The organism is Humibacillus xanthopallidus (assembly GCF_006717145.1).
Lineage (GTDB): Bacteria > Actinomycetota > Actinomycetes > Actinomycetales > Dermatophilaceae > Humibacillus > Humibacillus xanthopallidus.
Genome location: NZ_VFQF01000001.1, coordinates 2,171,982 through 2,187,402, shown reverse-complemented (window position 1 = coordinate 2,187,402; position 15,421 = coordinate 2,171,982). Strand labels below are relative to the sequence as shown.

Annotated in this window: 14 protein-coding genes; 8 read left to right on the top strand and 6 right to left on the bottom strand. The window is 67.2% G+C overall.

Annotated features, from left to right (window positions below; translation table 11 throughout):
• The first annotated feature begins 580 nt into the window (after positions 1 to 580).
• Positions 581 to 1,216 carry a polysaccharide biosynthesis protein gene (locus FHX52_RS23820; RefSeq protein WP_185747162.1) on the top strand — a complete coding sequence of 212 codons (636 nt, stop codon included), beginning with the start codon at positions 581 to 583 and terminating at the stop codon, positions 1,214 to 1,216.
• Positions 1,152 to 2,213 carry a polysaccharide pyruvyl transferase family protein gene (locus FHX52_RS09590; RefSeq protein ID WP_141821679.1) on the top strand — a complete coding sequence of 354 codons (1,062 nt, stop codon included), beginning with the start codon at positions 1,152 to 1,154 and terminating at the stop codon, positions 2,211 to 2,213. The genes FHX52_RS23820 and FHX52_RS09590 overlap by 65 nt, the downstream gene beginning before the upstream one ends.
• Here the strand turns inward: FHX52_RS09590 and FHX52_RS09585 are convergent.
• From FHX52_RS09585 to rfbB, 3 genes are all read right to left on the bottom strand, one after another.
• Positions 2,163 to 3,608 carry a hypothetical protein gene (locus FHX52_RS09585; RefSeq protein ID WP_141821678.1) on the bottom strand — a complete coding sequence of 482 codons (1,446 nt, stop codon included), beginning with the start codon at positions 3,606 to 3,608 and terminating at the stop codon, positions 2,163 to 2,165. The two genes, FHX52_RS09590 and FHX52_RS09585, sit on opposite strands and share 51 nt — an antisense overlap.
• A gap of 123 nt (positions 3,609 to 3,731) precedes the next feature.
• The gene (gene rfbD, locus FHX52_RS09580; protein WP_141821677.1) at positions 3,732 to 4,640 is read right to left on the bottom strand and encodes a dTDP-4-dehydrorhamnose reductase; all 909 of its coding nucleotides are present in this window, start codon (positions 4,638 to 4,640) and stop codon (positions 3,732 to 3,734) included.
• On the bottom strand, positions 4,637 to 5,650 hold the full coding sequence (gene rfbB, locus FHX52_RS09575) for a dTDP-glucose 4,6-dehydratase (RefSeq protein WP_141821676.1): 1,014 nt from the start codon (positions 5,648 to 5,650) through the stop codon (positions 4,637 to 4,639). The genes rfbD and rfbB overlap by 4 nt, the downstream gene beginning before the upstream one ends.
• 63 nt (positions 5,651 to 5,713) lie before the next feature.
• Here rfbB and FHX52_RS09570 point away from each other — a divergent pair, with 63 nt between their 5' ends.
• Positions 5,714 to 7,051, top strand: coding sequence for a UDP-glucose dehydrogenase family protein (locus FHX52_RS09570; protein ID WP_141822143.1), 1,338 nt, complete (start codon positions 5,714 to 5,716; stop codon positions 7,049 to 7,051).
• A gap of 526 nt (positions 7,052 to 7,577) precedes the next feature.
• On the opposite strand, the gene FHX52_RS09565 is transcribed toward FHX52_RS09570, so the two are convergent.
• Positions 7,578 to 8,723, bottom strand: coding sequence for an acyltransferase family protein (locus tag FHX52_RS09565; protein ID WP_185747161.1), 1,146 nt, complete (start codon positions 8,721 to 8,723; stop codon positions 7,578 to 7,580).
• Between the two features lie 112 nt (positions 8,724 to 8,835).
• Positions 8,836 to 10,320, bottom strand: coding sequence for a tyrosine-protein kinase domain-containing protein (locus FHX52_RS09560; RefSeq protein WP_141821674.1), 1,485 nt, complete (start codon positions 10,318 to 10,320; stop codon positions 8,836 to 8,838).
• A gap of 122 nt (positions 10,321 to 10,442) precedes the next feature.
• Between FHX52_RS09560 and rfbA the strand changes: the two genes are divergently transcribed.
• The 4 genes from rfbA to FHX52_RS09540 all read left to right on the top strand — a co-directional run bounded on the left by rfbA (position 10,443) and on the right by FHX52_RS09540 (position 13,635).
• Entirely contained in the window at positions 10,443 to 11,330 is an 888-nt protein-coding gene (gene rfbA / locus FHX52_RS09555; RefSeq protein WP_141821673.1) for a glucose-1-phosphate thymidylyltransferase RfbA, read from the top strand.
• Positions 11,330 to 11,965 (top strand): dTDP-4-dehydrorhamnose 3,5-epimerase family protein, encoded by a 636-nt coding sequence (locus FHX52_RS09550; RefSeq protein ID WP_141821672.1) that lies wholly within the window; start codon positions 11,330 to 11,332, stop codon positions 11,963 to 11,965. The genes rfbA and FHX52_RS09550 overlap by 1 nt, the downstream gene beginning before the upstream one ends.
• On the top strand, positions 11,962 to 12,588 hold the full coding sequence (locus FHX52_RS09545; protein ID WP_141821671.1) for an arsenate reductase/protein-tyrosine-phosphatase family protein: 627 nt from the start codon (positions 11,962 to 11,964) through the stop codon (positions 12,586 to 12,588). The genes FHX52_RS09550 and FHX52_RS09545 overlap by 4 nt, the downstream gene beginning before the upstream one ends.
• 75 nt (positions 12,589 to 12,663) lie before the next feature.
• Positions 12,664 to 13,635, top strand: a complete 972-nt coding sequence (locus tag FHX52_RS09540; protein ID WP_185747160.1) for a hypothetical protein — start codon at positions 12,664 to 12,666, stop codon at positions 13,633 to 13,635.
• A 73-nt stretch (positions 13,636 to 13,708) separates the two neighbouring features.
• Here FHX52_RS09540 and FHX52_RS09535 read toward each other — a convergent pair whose 3' ends face one another.
• Complete coding sequence (locus tag FHX52_RS09535; protein WP_246069758.1) at positions 13,709 to 14,764, bottom strand: LCP family protein; 1,056 nt, start codon at positions 14,762 to 14,764, stop codon at positions 13,709 to 13,711.
• A gap of 66 nt (positions 14,765 to 14,830) precedes the next feature.
• Between FHX52_RS09535 and FHX52_RS09530 the strand changes: the two genes are divergently transcribed.
• Positions 14,831 to 15,415: a hypothetical protein gene (locus FHX52_RS09530; protein WP_141821668.1), complete on the top strand. Its 585-nt coding sequence runs from the start codon at positions 14,831 to 14,833 to the stop codon at positions 15,413 to 15,415.
• Positions 15,416 to 15,421: the final 6 nt, after the last annotated feature.

Genomic DNA, 15,421 nt, shown 5'->3' with positions numbered 1-15,421 from the left:
ACCGCTCGCCGCCGTGGTTGTCTCGCGGGGTGGGCAGCTGCTGTTCCTCGTGGCCATCGCACGTCTCGCTCCCCCAGAGGCGTCGAGTTTCGCCATCGCGACCATCGGGGTCCTTGCTGCGACCTCGATCGTGTTTGACGGGGGAGGAACCAACTACCTCCTGACTCGCGAGAGCACGCCAACGCGGACCCAATATGGCTTCGCGGTCAGTGTCCAGGGTGCCATCGCGCTGCCCGGATATGCGCTGGCACTGACGTGGCAAGGGTTGCGGGCCCCGACCGATCTCTGGGCGCTGTGGTGGTTCGCTGTCGTCACCTTCGCGCTGGGCCAACTGACTGACACTGTCCTCCGAGTGGCTCGTGCGCCGCGATTGTGGCGCGGGGACGATCGCTCGTACGCACTCCCAGAGCTGCTGTCCGGCAGCGTCAGGGTGGCTCTCACTGCAGCCTGTCTGGCTTCCGGCTCCCTGTTCCCGTCGCTTCTCGCGCCCGTAGTCGGAGGCTTGGTTCTGCTGGGCGTGCTTGTGGCAGAACGCGGTCGATGCCCTGAAGCAGGGACGCGCCCGCGTCTCAGAGATGTCGTGAGCTTCGGCATCGGATCCGCTCTGTCTGCCCTCTACTCCCAGATGCCGATGATCATGGGTACGGCTCTCTTATCCTGGCCGGATGCGGCCCGGCTCGCCGTGGCCTACCGGTTCACACAGCCACTCGAGATGATCCCCGCGACGATCTCCACGCAAGCGCTTCCGCGGCTGGTTCAACAGCCCCGGATCCTCAAGGCTCTCGTCGCGAGCATGCTCGGCCTGGGCGTGGTTGTCGTGGCAGTGCTTCTTCTCGTTCAGGGGTGGGTCTTCTCCACGCTCGCACTGCCGGTCAACGGGCATGTCGTCTTCGTCGTCGTAGCCCTGGCGCTCGTTCCCAAGTTCGCCAACTACTCACTGGTCTCGGCGATCCTCGCCTTCGGAGGGGTGCGGACCCGCATCTGGATGAACGTATGCCTCGGCATCGTTGTGACGCTCCTCGCCTTCGTTCTCGGGAACCTCTACGGCGTCACTGGCATCTCGTGGACCACGCTCGTGGCCGAGATCTTGCTGATGGCTGTCTCAGTCGCAGTCCTTCGGCACTTCCGCAAAACACAACGATTGGTTGGCCATGAAGATCCTCGTCGTGAACTCAGACCGGTCGGGGTCCGAGGGAGAACCGATCAACCTCGGTGATGCCATGCTCACGGACGCCCTGGCGGGAGCGCTCCGGAGGGAAGGTCATGTCGTGTCCGTCGCGGAGTTCGGGGATTCCCCCCGGCAAGGTGGTCAAGGCCGGGTGCCCGTGTCAGGGGTGCTCTCACTCTTGAAGGCGGTCAGGTCTGCGGACGCCGTTGTTGTGGGCGGCGGCACGATGCTTCAAGACGACGGGGCCGCCTTGGGCGGACTGCCGCGGCTCGTCGCGGTGACGTCAGTCTGCGCTTGGGTGGCGCGCCGACCGCTTGCCTACTTCGGCGTCGGCTGCGACCCGGTGAGTCGGTTCTTGCCCCGCACCCTGCTCAAGGTCGCGCTGTGGCGACGATCAGCCTGGCCACGGGACGCCGCGTCGGTCGATCGATGCCGGGAGCTCTCTCGTTCGGCCAAGGTCGCGCTGGGGGCAGATGCCTTCCTGCTGGCTGAGCTTGACGACGGCCCAGCCCAATCCGCACGAACGGGCGCGATCCTTGCTCTTGCGAGCGCCGAGGCCGCCGACGTCTCAGACGACGACATCGCAGCGATGACCGGCCGCTATGGAACCGTGAGATTCGTCGCCATGAGCCAGAGCGCGCCGTTCGACGATCGAGATGCGGTGCGGGGTCTGCGCGGATGCGAGACCGACCCGGGAGTGGTTCATCACTGGAGGGTTCTCGCCGACGATGTCATGAAGGCGGACGTCGTAGTGGCTTCACGAATGCACGCACTGTACCTGGGGATGTCCTGTGGTGCTCGGTTGGTTGCGATCGGGTCCAAGGCAAAGGTCAGGGCCTTCGCCCAAGAATTCGGCATACCCCTAGCCCCGTCAGTGTCAGCGGCCTCGTTCTTGGAGCCGGCGAATGCCGACGAGGGAGCCTTAACAGAAGCCAGAGCGCGAGCGCAAGGCGCGCTGACCGCGATGATGTCGGTACTTGCGAGCCAGGGTGGCTCAGGGACGTTCACCAACCATCACGTTGACCGTTGGAGGAGGGCCGGGTAATTCGCTAGGTGGCACGCTCGGACCCACCCTTGCTGCCCGGAGGAGCCAGACGACCACCCCGAGCTGGATGACTGATAAGTAGCTCAGCCGGAAGAACACTGGGGCGACATCCAGAATGGCCGCGTAGAGCACCACCCAACACGTCGCAGTCACGAGGGGCGCGCCGGTAATCAGGTGGGAGAACCTGCGCGCGAGAAATCCGCCGATGACACCGTTGAGGAAGCTCACGATCACCACGCCGGGCCACCCAAAGCTCACCAGCCCCCATAGTGGTGCGGGCAGTCGCAGACCGCCGGAGTTGATGGATTCGATCGACTGGCTCGGGTTAACGACGTGAAGTGACCACACGGATGGATTCCAGGGGTAGTTGCCCGGGATCAAGCCACCGAAGAAGGTTTTGCCGTCGGTGTACTCCGGCCGCATAGACCACCGATTCAGGAAGCCGACCTGGTCACGAAGGTCGGGTGCTCCGGATGCCGCCTGAGCGAAGATGTCACCCCCGGACACGATGCCGCCACCTGTGTAGCCGGGTACCCCGAGCGCTCCGAGCATCGAGTACAACGCCGCACCCGCGAAGTAGGCGCCGATCAGCAGGGCGAAATACCGCGGAAGCCTGCTGCCCTGCCAAGCCATCAAGACCCCGATGAAGAGCAGGATGCCACTGAAGGCCGGCTCCCGTAGCAGCCCGAGAATCATCACTCCAGCTGCGGCAACGAGCATGAAGACGGCGCCAAACGTGCGTCGTGTCCATGCGTAAAGAGCAGCCATCGGCAGGAGCAGGGTGATAACCGTCGTAGAGAATCGGTAGAGCGGAGCCACTGGCCGGTAGGCGTCTGCGTAGGCTCCCCTGAAGAACTTCGCCGACAATGGGTCAGGAGAAGCGGCAGGAATGAATCTCATGACAGCGAATGAGACGAGAATCCCTACGATGCTGAGGATGAGCAAGGTGTAGGTGCGCCGACGCATGATCGTCGCCGCAGGTCCCTCAAAGTCGTGTCGAGACTGAATCAGCGCGCTTCGAGCAGGACTGGCCAGAAGTGCCCCCACGAAGGTTCCGACCAGACAACAGAGAAAGCCGAGGGAGACGACGCGGTAATAGAGATCCAAGGCGGGGCCGCCAAGTAGATCGAGCGTGTTGAGGTAGTAGATCGGGATGACATACGCGACTACCGAGAATACGAGCTGGGTGTGCGCGATGACGTTCCAACGGTTGAACCAGACCGCATACGTAACGACGTTAAGGCCCACAAGGCTCACGCAAAGCAGCGCCGGTTTAATTACCGTGTCGACGTCAGGCGACGACAACGCATTCGAGACGAGGACAACGCCGATGCTCGCCACAAGCACAGAGGCGACGGTGAATAACCAAAATCCAATGCTGCCGCGCCGGCTCATTCTAACCCCTCGAGTCGTGGCCATGTTCTATAGATGCTACCGAGGGAGTAGCTTTGAGGCGCGTTGGTCCACGCTGGGGGCACCGTCCTCGACAGCGGGCGGAAGCGGGAAACGCGTCGCCCGCTAGGTGCGAGGTTGCCCGCCCTTGATGTGCTGCAGATGCGCGGATAGTCCCGACCGCCAGTCCCCGATCGGAGTGACCGTCGCTGTGACCAAAGAGCTGTGGGACAGCACGCTGTAAGCGGGTCGGGGAGCGGGCCGGGGGAACGCGTCCGTCGTCGTCGGCTGCACACGCTCGGGGTCCAGGCCGGACTCCTCGAAGACGGCGCGGGCGAAGCCCCACCACGTCGTCTCACCCGACGACGTGCCGTGGTACGTCCCTGACGGTGCGTCGGCCTCGACGAGGCGCAGCAGCAGATCGGCCAGGTCGACGGTCGAGGTCGGCTGTCCGCGCTGGTCGTCGACGACGCTGAGGGTCTCACGCTCACCGGCGAGCCGGAGCATCGTCGAGACGAAGTTCGGGCCGCCGTGGCCGTAGAGCCAGGCGGTGCGCACGATCCAGTGGTCGGCGCAGAGCGCCTGCACGGCCCACTCGCCGGCAGCCTTGGTCCGGCCGTAGGCCGAGTGCGGTGCGATGGGGTGGTCCACGGCATACGGCTCGGTGGCCATGCCGTCGAAGACGTAGTCCGTCGAGATCTGGACCATCCGTGCACCGGCGTGGGTGCACGCACGCGCGAGGTTGGCGGCGCCGACAGCGTTGACGCTGAAGGCGACTCCCTCCTCCGTCTCGGCAGCATCGACGGCGGTGTGGGCGGCTGCGTTGATGACGAGGTCGTGGCCTGCGACGCCGGCAATGCACTCCGCAGGGTCCGTCACGTCGAGGTCCGCCCGGCTGAAGGCCGTGACCTGATGGCCGGCCGCACGCAGCCGCGGCACGAGGTCGTGGGCGAGCATGCCGCCCGCACCCGTCACCAGGACGCGCAGAGGCTCAGCAGCCGCTCCCCTCGCGCTGTCGCTCGCTGCTGACGTCATCGACCGAGCCGGGCATAGACGCGCTCGGCGTCGACCTTGGACTGGCGCCACCAGTCCTCGTTCGCCTGGTACCACTCGACCGTGGCCTGGAGGCCCGAGCGGATGTCGGAGTAGCGCGGTCGCCAGTTCGTCTCTGTTCGCAGCTTGCTCGAGTTGATCGCGTAGCGCAGGTCGTGGCCGGGGCGGTCGTTGACGTGGTCGAACCAGTCGCCGGGCTTGCCCATGATCTCGAGGAGGAGCGTGACGATCTCGAGGTTGTTCTTCTCGCCGTCGGCGCCGATGAGGTAGGTCTCACCGAGGCGGCCCTGCTCGAGGATCGCGATGACGGCGTCGTTGTGGTCGTCGACGTGGATCCAGTCGCGCACGTTGAGCCCCGAGCCGTAGAGCTTGGGCTTGGTGCCCTCGAGGATGTTCGTGATCTGGCGCGGGATGAACTTCTCGACGTGCTGGCGCGGGCCGTAGTTGTTGGAGCAGTTCGACACCGTCGCCTGGATGCCGAACGAGCGGATCCACGCGCGGACGAGCAGGTCGGCCCCGGCCTTCGTCGCGGAGTAGGGGCTCGACGGGTTGACCGGCGTCGACTCCGAGAAGCGCTCCGGGTCGTCGAGCTCGAGGTCTCCGTAGACCTCGTCGGTCGAGATGTGGTGCAGGCGCTTGCCGTGCCGGCGCACGGCTTCGAGGATCGTGAAGGTGCCGATGACGTTGCTCTCGACGAACGGCCACGGGCTGTCGAGGCTGTTGTCGTTGTGCGACTCGGCCGCGAAGTGCACGACGACGTCGTGGTCGGCGACGAGCCGGTCGACGAGGGCCGCATCGGCCACAGACCCCTCGACGAGCTCGACCGAGCCGTCACCCCCGAGGTCCGAGAGCACGGGGGCGAGGGAGGCCCGGTTGGCGGCATACGTCATCGAGTCGATGACGGTGAGCGACCAGTCGGGGCGCGTCTCGCGAGCGCGCAGGACGAAGTTCGAGCCGATGAAACCGGCACCGCCGGTGACGAGCAGACGCATGGCCCACACCCTACCGAGCCTGTGTCGGTGGCTCCTGCCGTGACCATCGTTATGCTGCCCAACGTGAAGATCTCGGTCATCGGTTGTGGCTACCTCGGAGCCGTGCACGCTGCCTGCATGGCCGACTTCGGCCACGAGGTGATCGCCCTCGACATCGACGCGGTCAAGGTCGAGCGCCTCGGTCGGGGCATCCCGCCCTTCCACGAGCCCGGCTTCGAGGACGTCCTCAAGCGAGCGCTCGCTTCGGGGAGGTTGCGCTTCACGACCGACCCCTCGGCCATCGGCGAGGCGGCCCTGCACTTCATCGCGGTCGGCACGCCGCAGCGCGGCGGCAGCTACGCCGCCGACCTCAGCCAGGTCGACACTACCGTGGCGTTCCTGCTCGACCACGCTCGCTCTGACGGCGGCCCGGTCGTCGTCGTCGGCAAGTCCACGGTGCCTGTCGGCACCGCCCAGTCGATCGCCGACCGGCTCACCGAGGGCGGGCTTGACGCCGTCGTGGTCTGGAACCCGGAGTTCCTCCGCGAGGGGTATGCCGTCGCGGACACGACGCGGCCCGACCGTGTCGTCTATGGCCTCCCGGAGGACGAAGAGCGCGGTGAGATCGGTCGCGCGGCCCTCGACGAGGTCTACCGGCCGATCATCGACGCGGGGACCCCCCGCCTGCTCGTCAACTACCCGACGGCCGAGCTCGTCAAGGTCGCTGCCAACAGCTTCCTCGCGACGAAGATCTCGTTCATCAACTCGATGGCCGAACTCTGCGACGCCACGGGGGCCGATGTCACCCGTCTCGCCGAGGCGATCGGCCACGACGACCGCATCGGGCCGAAGTTCCTCCAGGCCGGCATCGGCTTCGGCGGCGGCTGCCTGCCCAAGGACATCCGCGCCTTCATGGCGCGCGCCGGCGAGCTCGGCGTCGACCAGTCGCTGACCTTCCTGCGTGAGGTCGACTCGATCAACATGCGCCGACGTGACCACGCCGTCGAGCTCGCGGCCCAGATGTGCGGCGGACGCCTCGTCGGCCTCAAGGTGGCCGTGCTCGGCCTCACCTTCAAGCCCGACAGCGACGACGTGCGCGACTCCCCGGCGCTCGACATCGCCGGCCGGCTCTGGGGCCGCGGCGCCAACGTCGTCGCGACCGACCCGGCCGGTGCCGACGCCGTGCGGCGGGTGCGCCCCGACCTGCAGATCGTCGACACGGCTGACGAGGCCCTGGAGGGAGCCGACCTCGTCATGCTCCTCACGGCCTGGCGCGACTACGTCGCGATCGACCCCTCCCACGCCAAGTCACTCGTGGCGGTGCCGCGCATCCTCGACGGCCGCAACGCCCTCGACCCCAAGGCCTGGTCACAGGCTGGCTGGGACTACCGGGGGATGGGCAGAACCGCCTCTAGCTGGTAGTCGCGGGAGGCCGCTGACTCTGACCCACTGGGTCGCCCACGAGCGAGATCGTCCGATCGTCCAGCCCGACTCGTGCCACCGGGGTGTGTCACTGACCGCTGGAGAGAGGCGGCCGGAACGGTGCTGGAGCGCAATCCCGGCACAAAGAGCGAAGGTGCCACCACCCTTTGCGTGCCGGTGACCCCCGTTCGAGCCGAGATCCTGTGACGTGTCGACGATCTCGGGGGACCAGAAGTCGCCCACCGGGCTTGGGAGGCATGCGTCGGCCGCCGGGCACCGCGAGCTAGGTCCGACAGCGCCCTGCGGACGTGGTCAGCAACGGCGTTGAAGTCGGCACCCCCGTGCGGCAACCCGGCTCTTCGCGCGGCCCGGTCGACCCGAGCCGTCTTAACCGACACCGCCCAGGACGCCCAGTTCAGGGTGGCGGGGTGTGTCAATCAGGATCTGCCCACGTCCGTGACCAGCACAAACGTCGGCCGAGCCTCAGAATCCCGGTCAGGTGGCACGAGTCAGGGCAGAACCGCCTCTAGCTGGTAGTCGCGGGAGGCCGCTGACTCTGACCCACTGGGTCGCCCACGAGCGAGATCGTCCGATCGTCCAGGTGGGGCTGATATCTGCGCCCGAGCCGCAGCATCGGTTGCTCCACGAGGCGGTAGATCAGGTAGCTCACGCCGATCGTGAGCACGAGTGACACCGCGGCCGTCCCCCAGATCCCGAGGGTGAGGTACTTCGCCACGAGCATGAGAATGAGGCGATGGCAGAGGTACATCGAGTAGGACAGGACGCCCAGGAAGGCGATCGGCTTCCAGTTGAGCACGCGACCCATGAGCGTATCCGGCCCGCTGATCACGGCGGTGAAGATGAACACGAGCGCCATCGCTTCGATGGTGTAGCCGAACGTCATGGAGAGGTTGCTCGGCAAGATGCGCGCAACGCCGAGCAGGGCCACTCCGAGGATGAACTGTGCCCATGGCCAACGCCCACCGGCTATTGCCCGTCCCCTCACCGGATTCCAGGCCAGCGCGAACACTGCACCCCACAGAATCGAGTCGCCGCGGGTGTCCGTCGCGAGGTAGATGCGGTCGATGGGGGCGTGTAGTCCATAGACGAGAACGATTCGCCAGACAAGAAACAGCCCGCAGAGTGCGGCAAGAACGAGAGCCTGGCGCCGACGCGACTTCAGCAGTGCACTGATGGCGATCAAGAGAACCGGGAAGAGAAGGTAGTAGTGCTCCTCGACGTTGAGCGACCACAACGCATTCATCCCAGTGGGCAGCTGCCCACGCCCGTCAATGATGATCCAGTAGTTGGTGAGCTGGAACATCGACGCGATCGCGCCGAGAGGGGTCATCGTGGACTCGAGGATCTGGAAAGCACTGATGGCGATCGCGACAGCCAGCACGGTGTACATCGCTGGCAGGATGCGGAAGACCCGCCTCAGGTAGAAACCTGTCAGGCTGATCTTGCCCGTCTTGTCCTGCTCACGCATCAGCAGGGTCGTGATCAGGTAACCACTGAGAAAGAAGAAGATGGTGACACCGGTCTGGTCACGCAGCACCTGCGGCAGCCCTGCATGCCCGATGAAGACGATGACGATCGAGACGGTGCGCAGCCCGTCCAGTGAGGGGATGTGGCGGGACTTTAGTGGCGCGACTGAACCAGCTGACGGCATGGGTGCTCCTACGTTCGCGTAATGAGCGGAACGAGACGTTAAATGCTGCCTATTAGGCATTCATAGGACGTCGTCGCTCCGTTGCGACACTTGCAGCCTGGCGAGGCCAGGGTCAGGAGAGAGCGGAGGCCTCCGGGGTCTCCGAGCGCCTGGAGCTGTCGGCCCCGGGAGCAGAAGTGGCCGCGGCGTCCCGCCGTGTTGCGGGCTCTTGGCGACTTTTCGCTCGACCCCGTTCAGTGTCCTGCTCGTAGCGATAGCCGTAGGTGCTGTAGGTGCTGCCCGGCTTGGCCAAGACCCGGTTGAGGATGAGCCCGAGGATGTTGCCCTTGACGGCTACAAGGGAGTCCAGCGCATGCCGTAGCTGGTCACGCGTGACGATTTCTGCTCCGACGACGACCACCGCGCCGTCCACCAAGGTGGAGACCACAGCTGCGTCCGTCACAGGGAGCAGCGGGGGCGCATCCACGATGACGAAGTCGTAGCTCTCCACTAGTTCGTCGATCAGAGCGCCCATGCGGCTTGATCCCAGCAACTCACTGGGGTTGGGGGGGATGGGCCCAGAACCCAGAAGCCACAGCTGTGACCGTCCGAACTGCTGAAGCGCATCCTTGACATCCACGCGACCGATGAGCACATCGGTGAGGCCGACCGCTCCCTCGAAGCCCATGTACTCCAACAGGCGTGGCCTACGAAGGTCCCCTTCGATGATGACGACGCTCTGGCCTGCGTCGGCCAAACTGATGGCGAGGTTGGCTGCTGTGGTCGACTTGCCTTCACCCGGTACCGACGAGGTGACCACGATGCTCTTGGGCGGATTGGCTACGTTGACGAACTGAAGGTTCGTGCGCAGTGATCGGAATGCTTCGGCTCGAGCCGAGCGAGGGTCAACTTGAACGATGAGTGGATGGTCGGGAGCGTCGGCGTCGAAAGCAATCCCTCCGATGACCGTCGCGTCCGTAACGGACGCCACTTCACGCTCAGATTTGACGCGTTGGTCAAGCGTCTCCCGGAGCAAAGCGATTCCGAGTCCGAGCAGCAAACCGATGACACCGCCAAGAAGCAGGTTGCGTGCCGGTCGCGGGCTGACCGGCGCCGCTTCCGCCGTGGCGTCCTTGACGACCGTGACCTTCACGGGACTGGGCTGGTTGTCTTGAACCTTCTCGAGATCAGCGATGGTGCGCGGGAATACCTCACCGAGCTCGCCTGCGATCTTCGTGGCGCGTTCGGCGCTTGCGTCGCTTACCGTGACCTCGATGACGACAGTGTCCAGCGGCACGGTCGACGTGATTTGCTTCGCGAGCTCTACAGACGTTACGTCAAGGCCAGTTGCCGCGATCACGGGGTCGAGCACCTTGGGCGACTCGAGCAGTTGGGTGTAGGACTTCACGCGGGCCTGCGTGAAGGTGTTGCCCTGTTGCAGCGAAGCCGCATTGGAGTCGCCAGACGTGGTGGTCGACACGAAGAACTGGGTCGTCGCGGCATACGTCTTGGGCGTGAGAATGGTCCACACGGCTGCGGCGGCGAGGACGGCCAGCGTCACTGCTGCGATCAGGCGCCAGCGTTTGCGGGCAACCTCGAGATAGTCGCGGAGCTCCACGCGTGCACCTTTCGTCGGACCCCCGGTTGGTCGCGCCAACGATACCGAAACTCGGACTAACCGCCCGTTCGGCCTACGGGTCGAGACGCGAGCACGCTGCGGAGACCTCTAGGCTGGCGCGCATGAAGGGCATCATCCTGGCCGGGGGATCGGGCACACGACTGCACCCCATCACGCGTGGCATCAGCAAGCAGCTGATGCCCGTCTATGACAAGCCGATGGTCTACTACCCGTTGTCGACCCTGATGATGGCGGGCATCCGCGAGGTGCTCGTCATCACGACGCCGCAGGACGGCCCGCAGTTCGAGCGGCTGCTCGGTGACGGCTCGCAGTGGGGCATGTCGATCACGTATGCCGTGCAGGCCAGCCCCGACGGGCTCGCCCAGGCCTTCATCCTCGGCGCCGACTTCATCGGCGACGACCAGGTCGCTCTCGTGCTCGGCGACAACATCTTCTTCGGCCCGGGCCTCGGCTCGCGCCTGCGCGACAACACGAACGTCCACGGCGGGCACGTCTTCGCCTACCGCGTGGCCGACCCGACGGCATACGGCGTCGTGGAGTTCGACGAGGACGGCACGGTGCTCTCCATCGAGGAGAAGCCCGCCCACCCGAAGTCCAACTACGCCGTGCCCGGCCTCTACTTCTACGACAACGACGTCGTCGAGATCGCGCGCAACCTCACCCCGAGCGCGCGCGGCGAGCTCGAGATCACGGCCGTCAACGACGAGTACCTCCGGCGCGGCACCCTGACGGTGACGCCGCTGCCCCGGGGCACGGCGTGGTTCGACACCGGCACGTTCACCGGCCTCATGGAGGCCAGCCAGTACGTCCACGTCGTCGAGGCTCGGCAGGGCCAGAAGATCGGCTGCGTCGAGGAGATCGCCTGGCGCAACGGCTGGCTCGACGACGAGGGCCTTCGCGTGCACGCCGACGCGCAGGCCAAGAGCGGCTACGGCCTCTACCTGCACGCCCTGCTGGCCGACGCCCACGACGCGCTGGAGGAGAGCTGATGGAGATCCGACCGCTGTCGATCGCCGGCGCCTGGGAGGTGACCCCGCGCGTCTTCCCGGACGACCGGGGCGTCTTCCTCGAGTCCTTCCGCGGCGACAAGCTCGCCGACGTCATCGGCCACCGCCTCGACGTCGTGCAGAGCAACGTCTCGGTCTCGTCGCGCGGCACCGTGCGCGGCATCCACTTCGCTGATGTGCCCGTGGGGCAGGCGAAGTACGTCACTGTCGTCGCCGGGGCGCTCATCGACTACGTCGTCGACCTTCGCGTCGGGTCGCCGACCTTCGGCCAGTGGGACTCGGTCCTGCTCGACACGGGCGGCCGGCGGGCCGTCTACCTGTCCGAGGGCCTCGGTCACGCCTTCTGCGCGCTGGAGGACGGCACGACGGCGCACTACCTCTGCTCGTCGGCCTACAACCCGACAGCGGAGCGCGGCATCAACCCGCTCGACCCGGAGGTGGGGCTGACCCTGCCGGACGGCATCGAGCCGCTGCTGTCGCCCAAGGACTCGGCCGCGCCGACCCTGCGGGCCGCGCTGGAGGATGGGCTCCTTCCCAGCTTCGAGGTGTGCACCGCCTACGCCGAGACGCTCGCAGCCGCGCGCGCCCCCCTGTCGGGAGGCTCGGGAGCGGCATGAGCGAGGCATCGCTCGGGGGAGCGGAGGGGAATGACGCCGGCCGCCGGCCGGCGGTGGGCCACATCATGGTCGTGTGCACCGGCAACATCTGCCGGTCGCCCTACATCGAGCGGCGGCTGGCTGGGCTCCTCGCCGACACCGACGCCGTCGTGTCGAGCTCAGGCACACGGGCGCTGGTCGGCGCGCCGATCGAGCCCGGCTCGGCCGAGCTGCTGGTGGCGGCCGGCGGCAGCACCGACGGCTTCGCCTCACGGCAGATCACGCCGGCCCTGCTCGCCGAGTCTGACCTCGTCATCGCGGCCACCCAGATGCACCGGGCCGAGTCCGTGCGGGTCAACCCGCGCGTGCTGCGACGGACCTTCACCCTGGGTGAGCTCGCCGACCTGCTGCGTGACGCCGACCTCGTGACGGAGGCCGCGCAGACCGATTCCGAGCTGCCGTGGGCGAGGCGCCTCGGGGAGATCGCGCTCCACCGCCGCGGGCTCTTCCGCGCCCGACCTCCGGAGGAGTCGGACATCCCGGACCCCTACCAGCGAGGGCGCGACGCATACGCCATCATGGCGAGCGAGATCGAGAAGGCCCTGCTCGTCGTCGGTCCGGCGCTGCGACCACCCATCCTCTAGACAGGGTTCGGTCCGGCTCCGGGGGACTCGTACGATGTGACCCGGCAGAGCTCGGGTGAGGAGTGGGGGACAGGCATGCAGAAAAAGGTGGCCACGATCGGTCTGGTGGGCTTCCTCGCGGTCGACGTCGCCCTCGTGGCGCTCGCGCTGCGCCCGAGCCACCCGGACGGCGCCGGTGCCCCAGCCGCCACGCCGGTCGCCTCCTTCACGACCCCCGGCGCGAGCGGCGCGACCGGGTCGACGAAGACGCCCGCCGCGACCCCCTCGAGCGGCACGACGGCCACCTCCGACGCACCCACCGGCCCGAAGCCGGCCCCCGTGACCGAGATCGTCGGCGCGCTCGACGCGACGACCGCGTGGCGGGCGACGACGGGCTCGTGCGACAAGGGCGGCTCAACCCTGCTCGTGACCAGCGACGGCGGCAAGACGTGGGACAAGGTCAAGGCGCCGGCGCGCTCGGTCAGCCGGGTGCAGCCGCTCGCCGCCGACCGCGTCTTCGCGATCGGAGCCGGCTCCAGCTGTGACCTCAAGCAGTACGCCAGCAACGACCTCGGTGCCACCTGGCAGGCGGGCACGTCGGTCTCGGGCGGGTGGGCCCGCCAGCTCGACAAGGCGACCGACGTGCTGACCCCGCAGGACACCCGTGCCCAGCCGTGCGGCGCCTCGACCGACGTCATCGACCTCTCGCGCACCTCGGCCGACGAGGCGCAGGCGCTCTGCGCCGACGGCAGCGTCATGGTGACCGAGGACGGCGGCCAGAGCTGGGCCGACGACGGCTCCGTCAAGGGCGGGCTCGCGCTGGGCAACCGCATCGAGTCGAACCGCCTCACGACCTACGTCGCGCGCGTCGGCGGCGACTGCCCCGGCATCGACCTCGTGCGGGTCGTCAAGGGCAAGAGCCTCGAGAGCGTCGCCTGCGTCGGCACGAAGGTGCCGTCAGGCGCAGGCCAGGTCGGGGTGTCGATCGTCAACGCGGCAGGCTGGATCGTCGCCGGTGACGCCGTCTACAGCGGCAACGCCGACCTCACGAAGTGGAAGCAGCGCTAGCGGTCGCCGTCCCGCGTCACTCGGGTGACCCGGGAGAGCCGTGCGGTGCGAGAGACCCGGCCGGGCGGCCGCGTCACTGGTAGGACTCGAGGGTGTCCTCGCGGATCGCCTTGCCGAGGTCGCTCATGCGGCCCTTGTCGACGATGTCGATCGACTGGCCGTCCTTGCTCGTGCCGAAGCCGCTGAAGGGCGCCGTGATGAAGCGGACGTCGCCGCCGCGGAGGTTGCGCATCGCGAAGGCCTCGGCGCGCATGTCGGCGACGTCGAGGTTCTGGTCGACGGTGAGGTTGCTCGTGGCGGCCTCGGTGAAGTCCTTGAGTTTGATCGGGTTGGTCAGCACGTCCTTGCTCAGCGTCTTGAGCATGAGTGCCTTGACGAAGGCGAGCTGGCGCTTGCCACGGCTGATGTCGCCCTCGCTCAGCATGTAGCGCTGGCGGACGAAGACGAGGGCCGTCTCGCCGTCCATGTGCTGGATGCCCTGCTTGAAGACCTTGCCGTCGCCCTTCGAGGCCTCCTCGACGTTGACGTCGACGCCACCGACGGCGTCGGTCATGTTCTTGAAGCCCTCGAAGCCGAGCATCGCGACGTGGTCGATCTTGACGCCGAGCATGTTCTGCATCGTCTTGACGAGCAGCGGCGCCCCGCCCCACGCATACGACGCGTTGAGCTTGGCCTCGCCCTTGCCGGGGATCGGCACCCACAGGTCACGGGGGAAGTGGATCATCGTGACGTCGCGGTGGTCGGCCGGGACGTGGACGAGGACCATGACGTCGGAGCGGGCGCCCTGGCGGTCCGGCCCTGCGTCGTTGCCGATGATGAGGTAGTTCGTGCCGGTGCCGATCACCTGTGGGACGACGTTGCCGTTCGCGTCGAGAGGGCCGCCGTTGGGCAGCAGCTCGGACTGCTTGACGTTGTTGCTGACGATCTGGTTGAGCCAGACGAGGTAGCCCCCGACCGCGAGCATGGGGACGAGGAGCAGGACGAGCGTGACGATGAGGACCTTGCGGTTGCGTCGCTTGCGCCGCGACCGCTCGATGGGGTCGTCGTCGTCCGTCCCCACGTCGAGCGTGGGGCGCTCTTCCGCGTCTGCGTCCGAATCGCCGAGCAGGGCCGCCCTTGTGTCTTCCACGCGGTCAGTGTAAGTGCCGAGCCGCCCGTTCATGGCGGCGTTCCACGTCTGCCTACACTGTCCGCCATGCCCAGCGGACCCCGGCGATCGCGCAGCGCCGACGTCCTCGTGGCGATCGGCGCCCTCGTCGCCTTCGTCGCCTACGTCTGGGTGCTCACCAAGGCCACCCCGGTGATCGTCACGGCCTTCTCGTTCGCCTCCGAGAACAAGCCGGAGCTGTATGCCGCCTTCCTCGCCGTGCTCGTCGGCCTCCCCGGGCTGCTGTGGACCCTCCCCAGGGCGTTCCGCGCGCCGCCTCCCGCCGTCGTGCCGTCGGTGCAGAGCCGCCGGCAGCTGAGCGAGCGCAACCGGTCATTCCTGCGCACGGACGTGCTCGGGCTGGCGTTCCTGCTGCTCGCCCAGGCGCCTCTCCCGGCGCCCTGGGGCCCGGCCGGCAAGGCCGCGACCATCGCGAACATCACGAAGTCACCGGAGATCGTCGAGCTGAGCGCGCAGTTCGCCACCTACTCGCTCTGGGTCTTCGCCGTCGGCGTCGGCGCGGCCGTCATCGTCAAGGTCTACGGCCACGCCGCGGCCTACCGCGTGATCGGCATCATCCTTGCCATCGGCGCCCCGGTCGTCGCGTGGTTCCTCGTGATGCGCACCCTCTGACGGCCC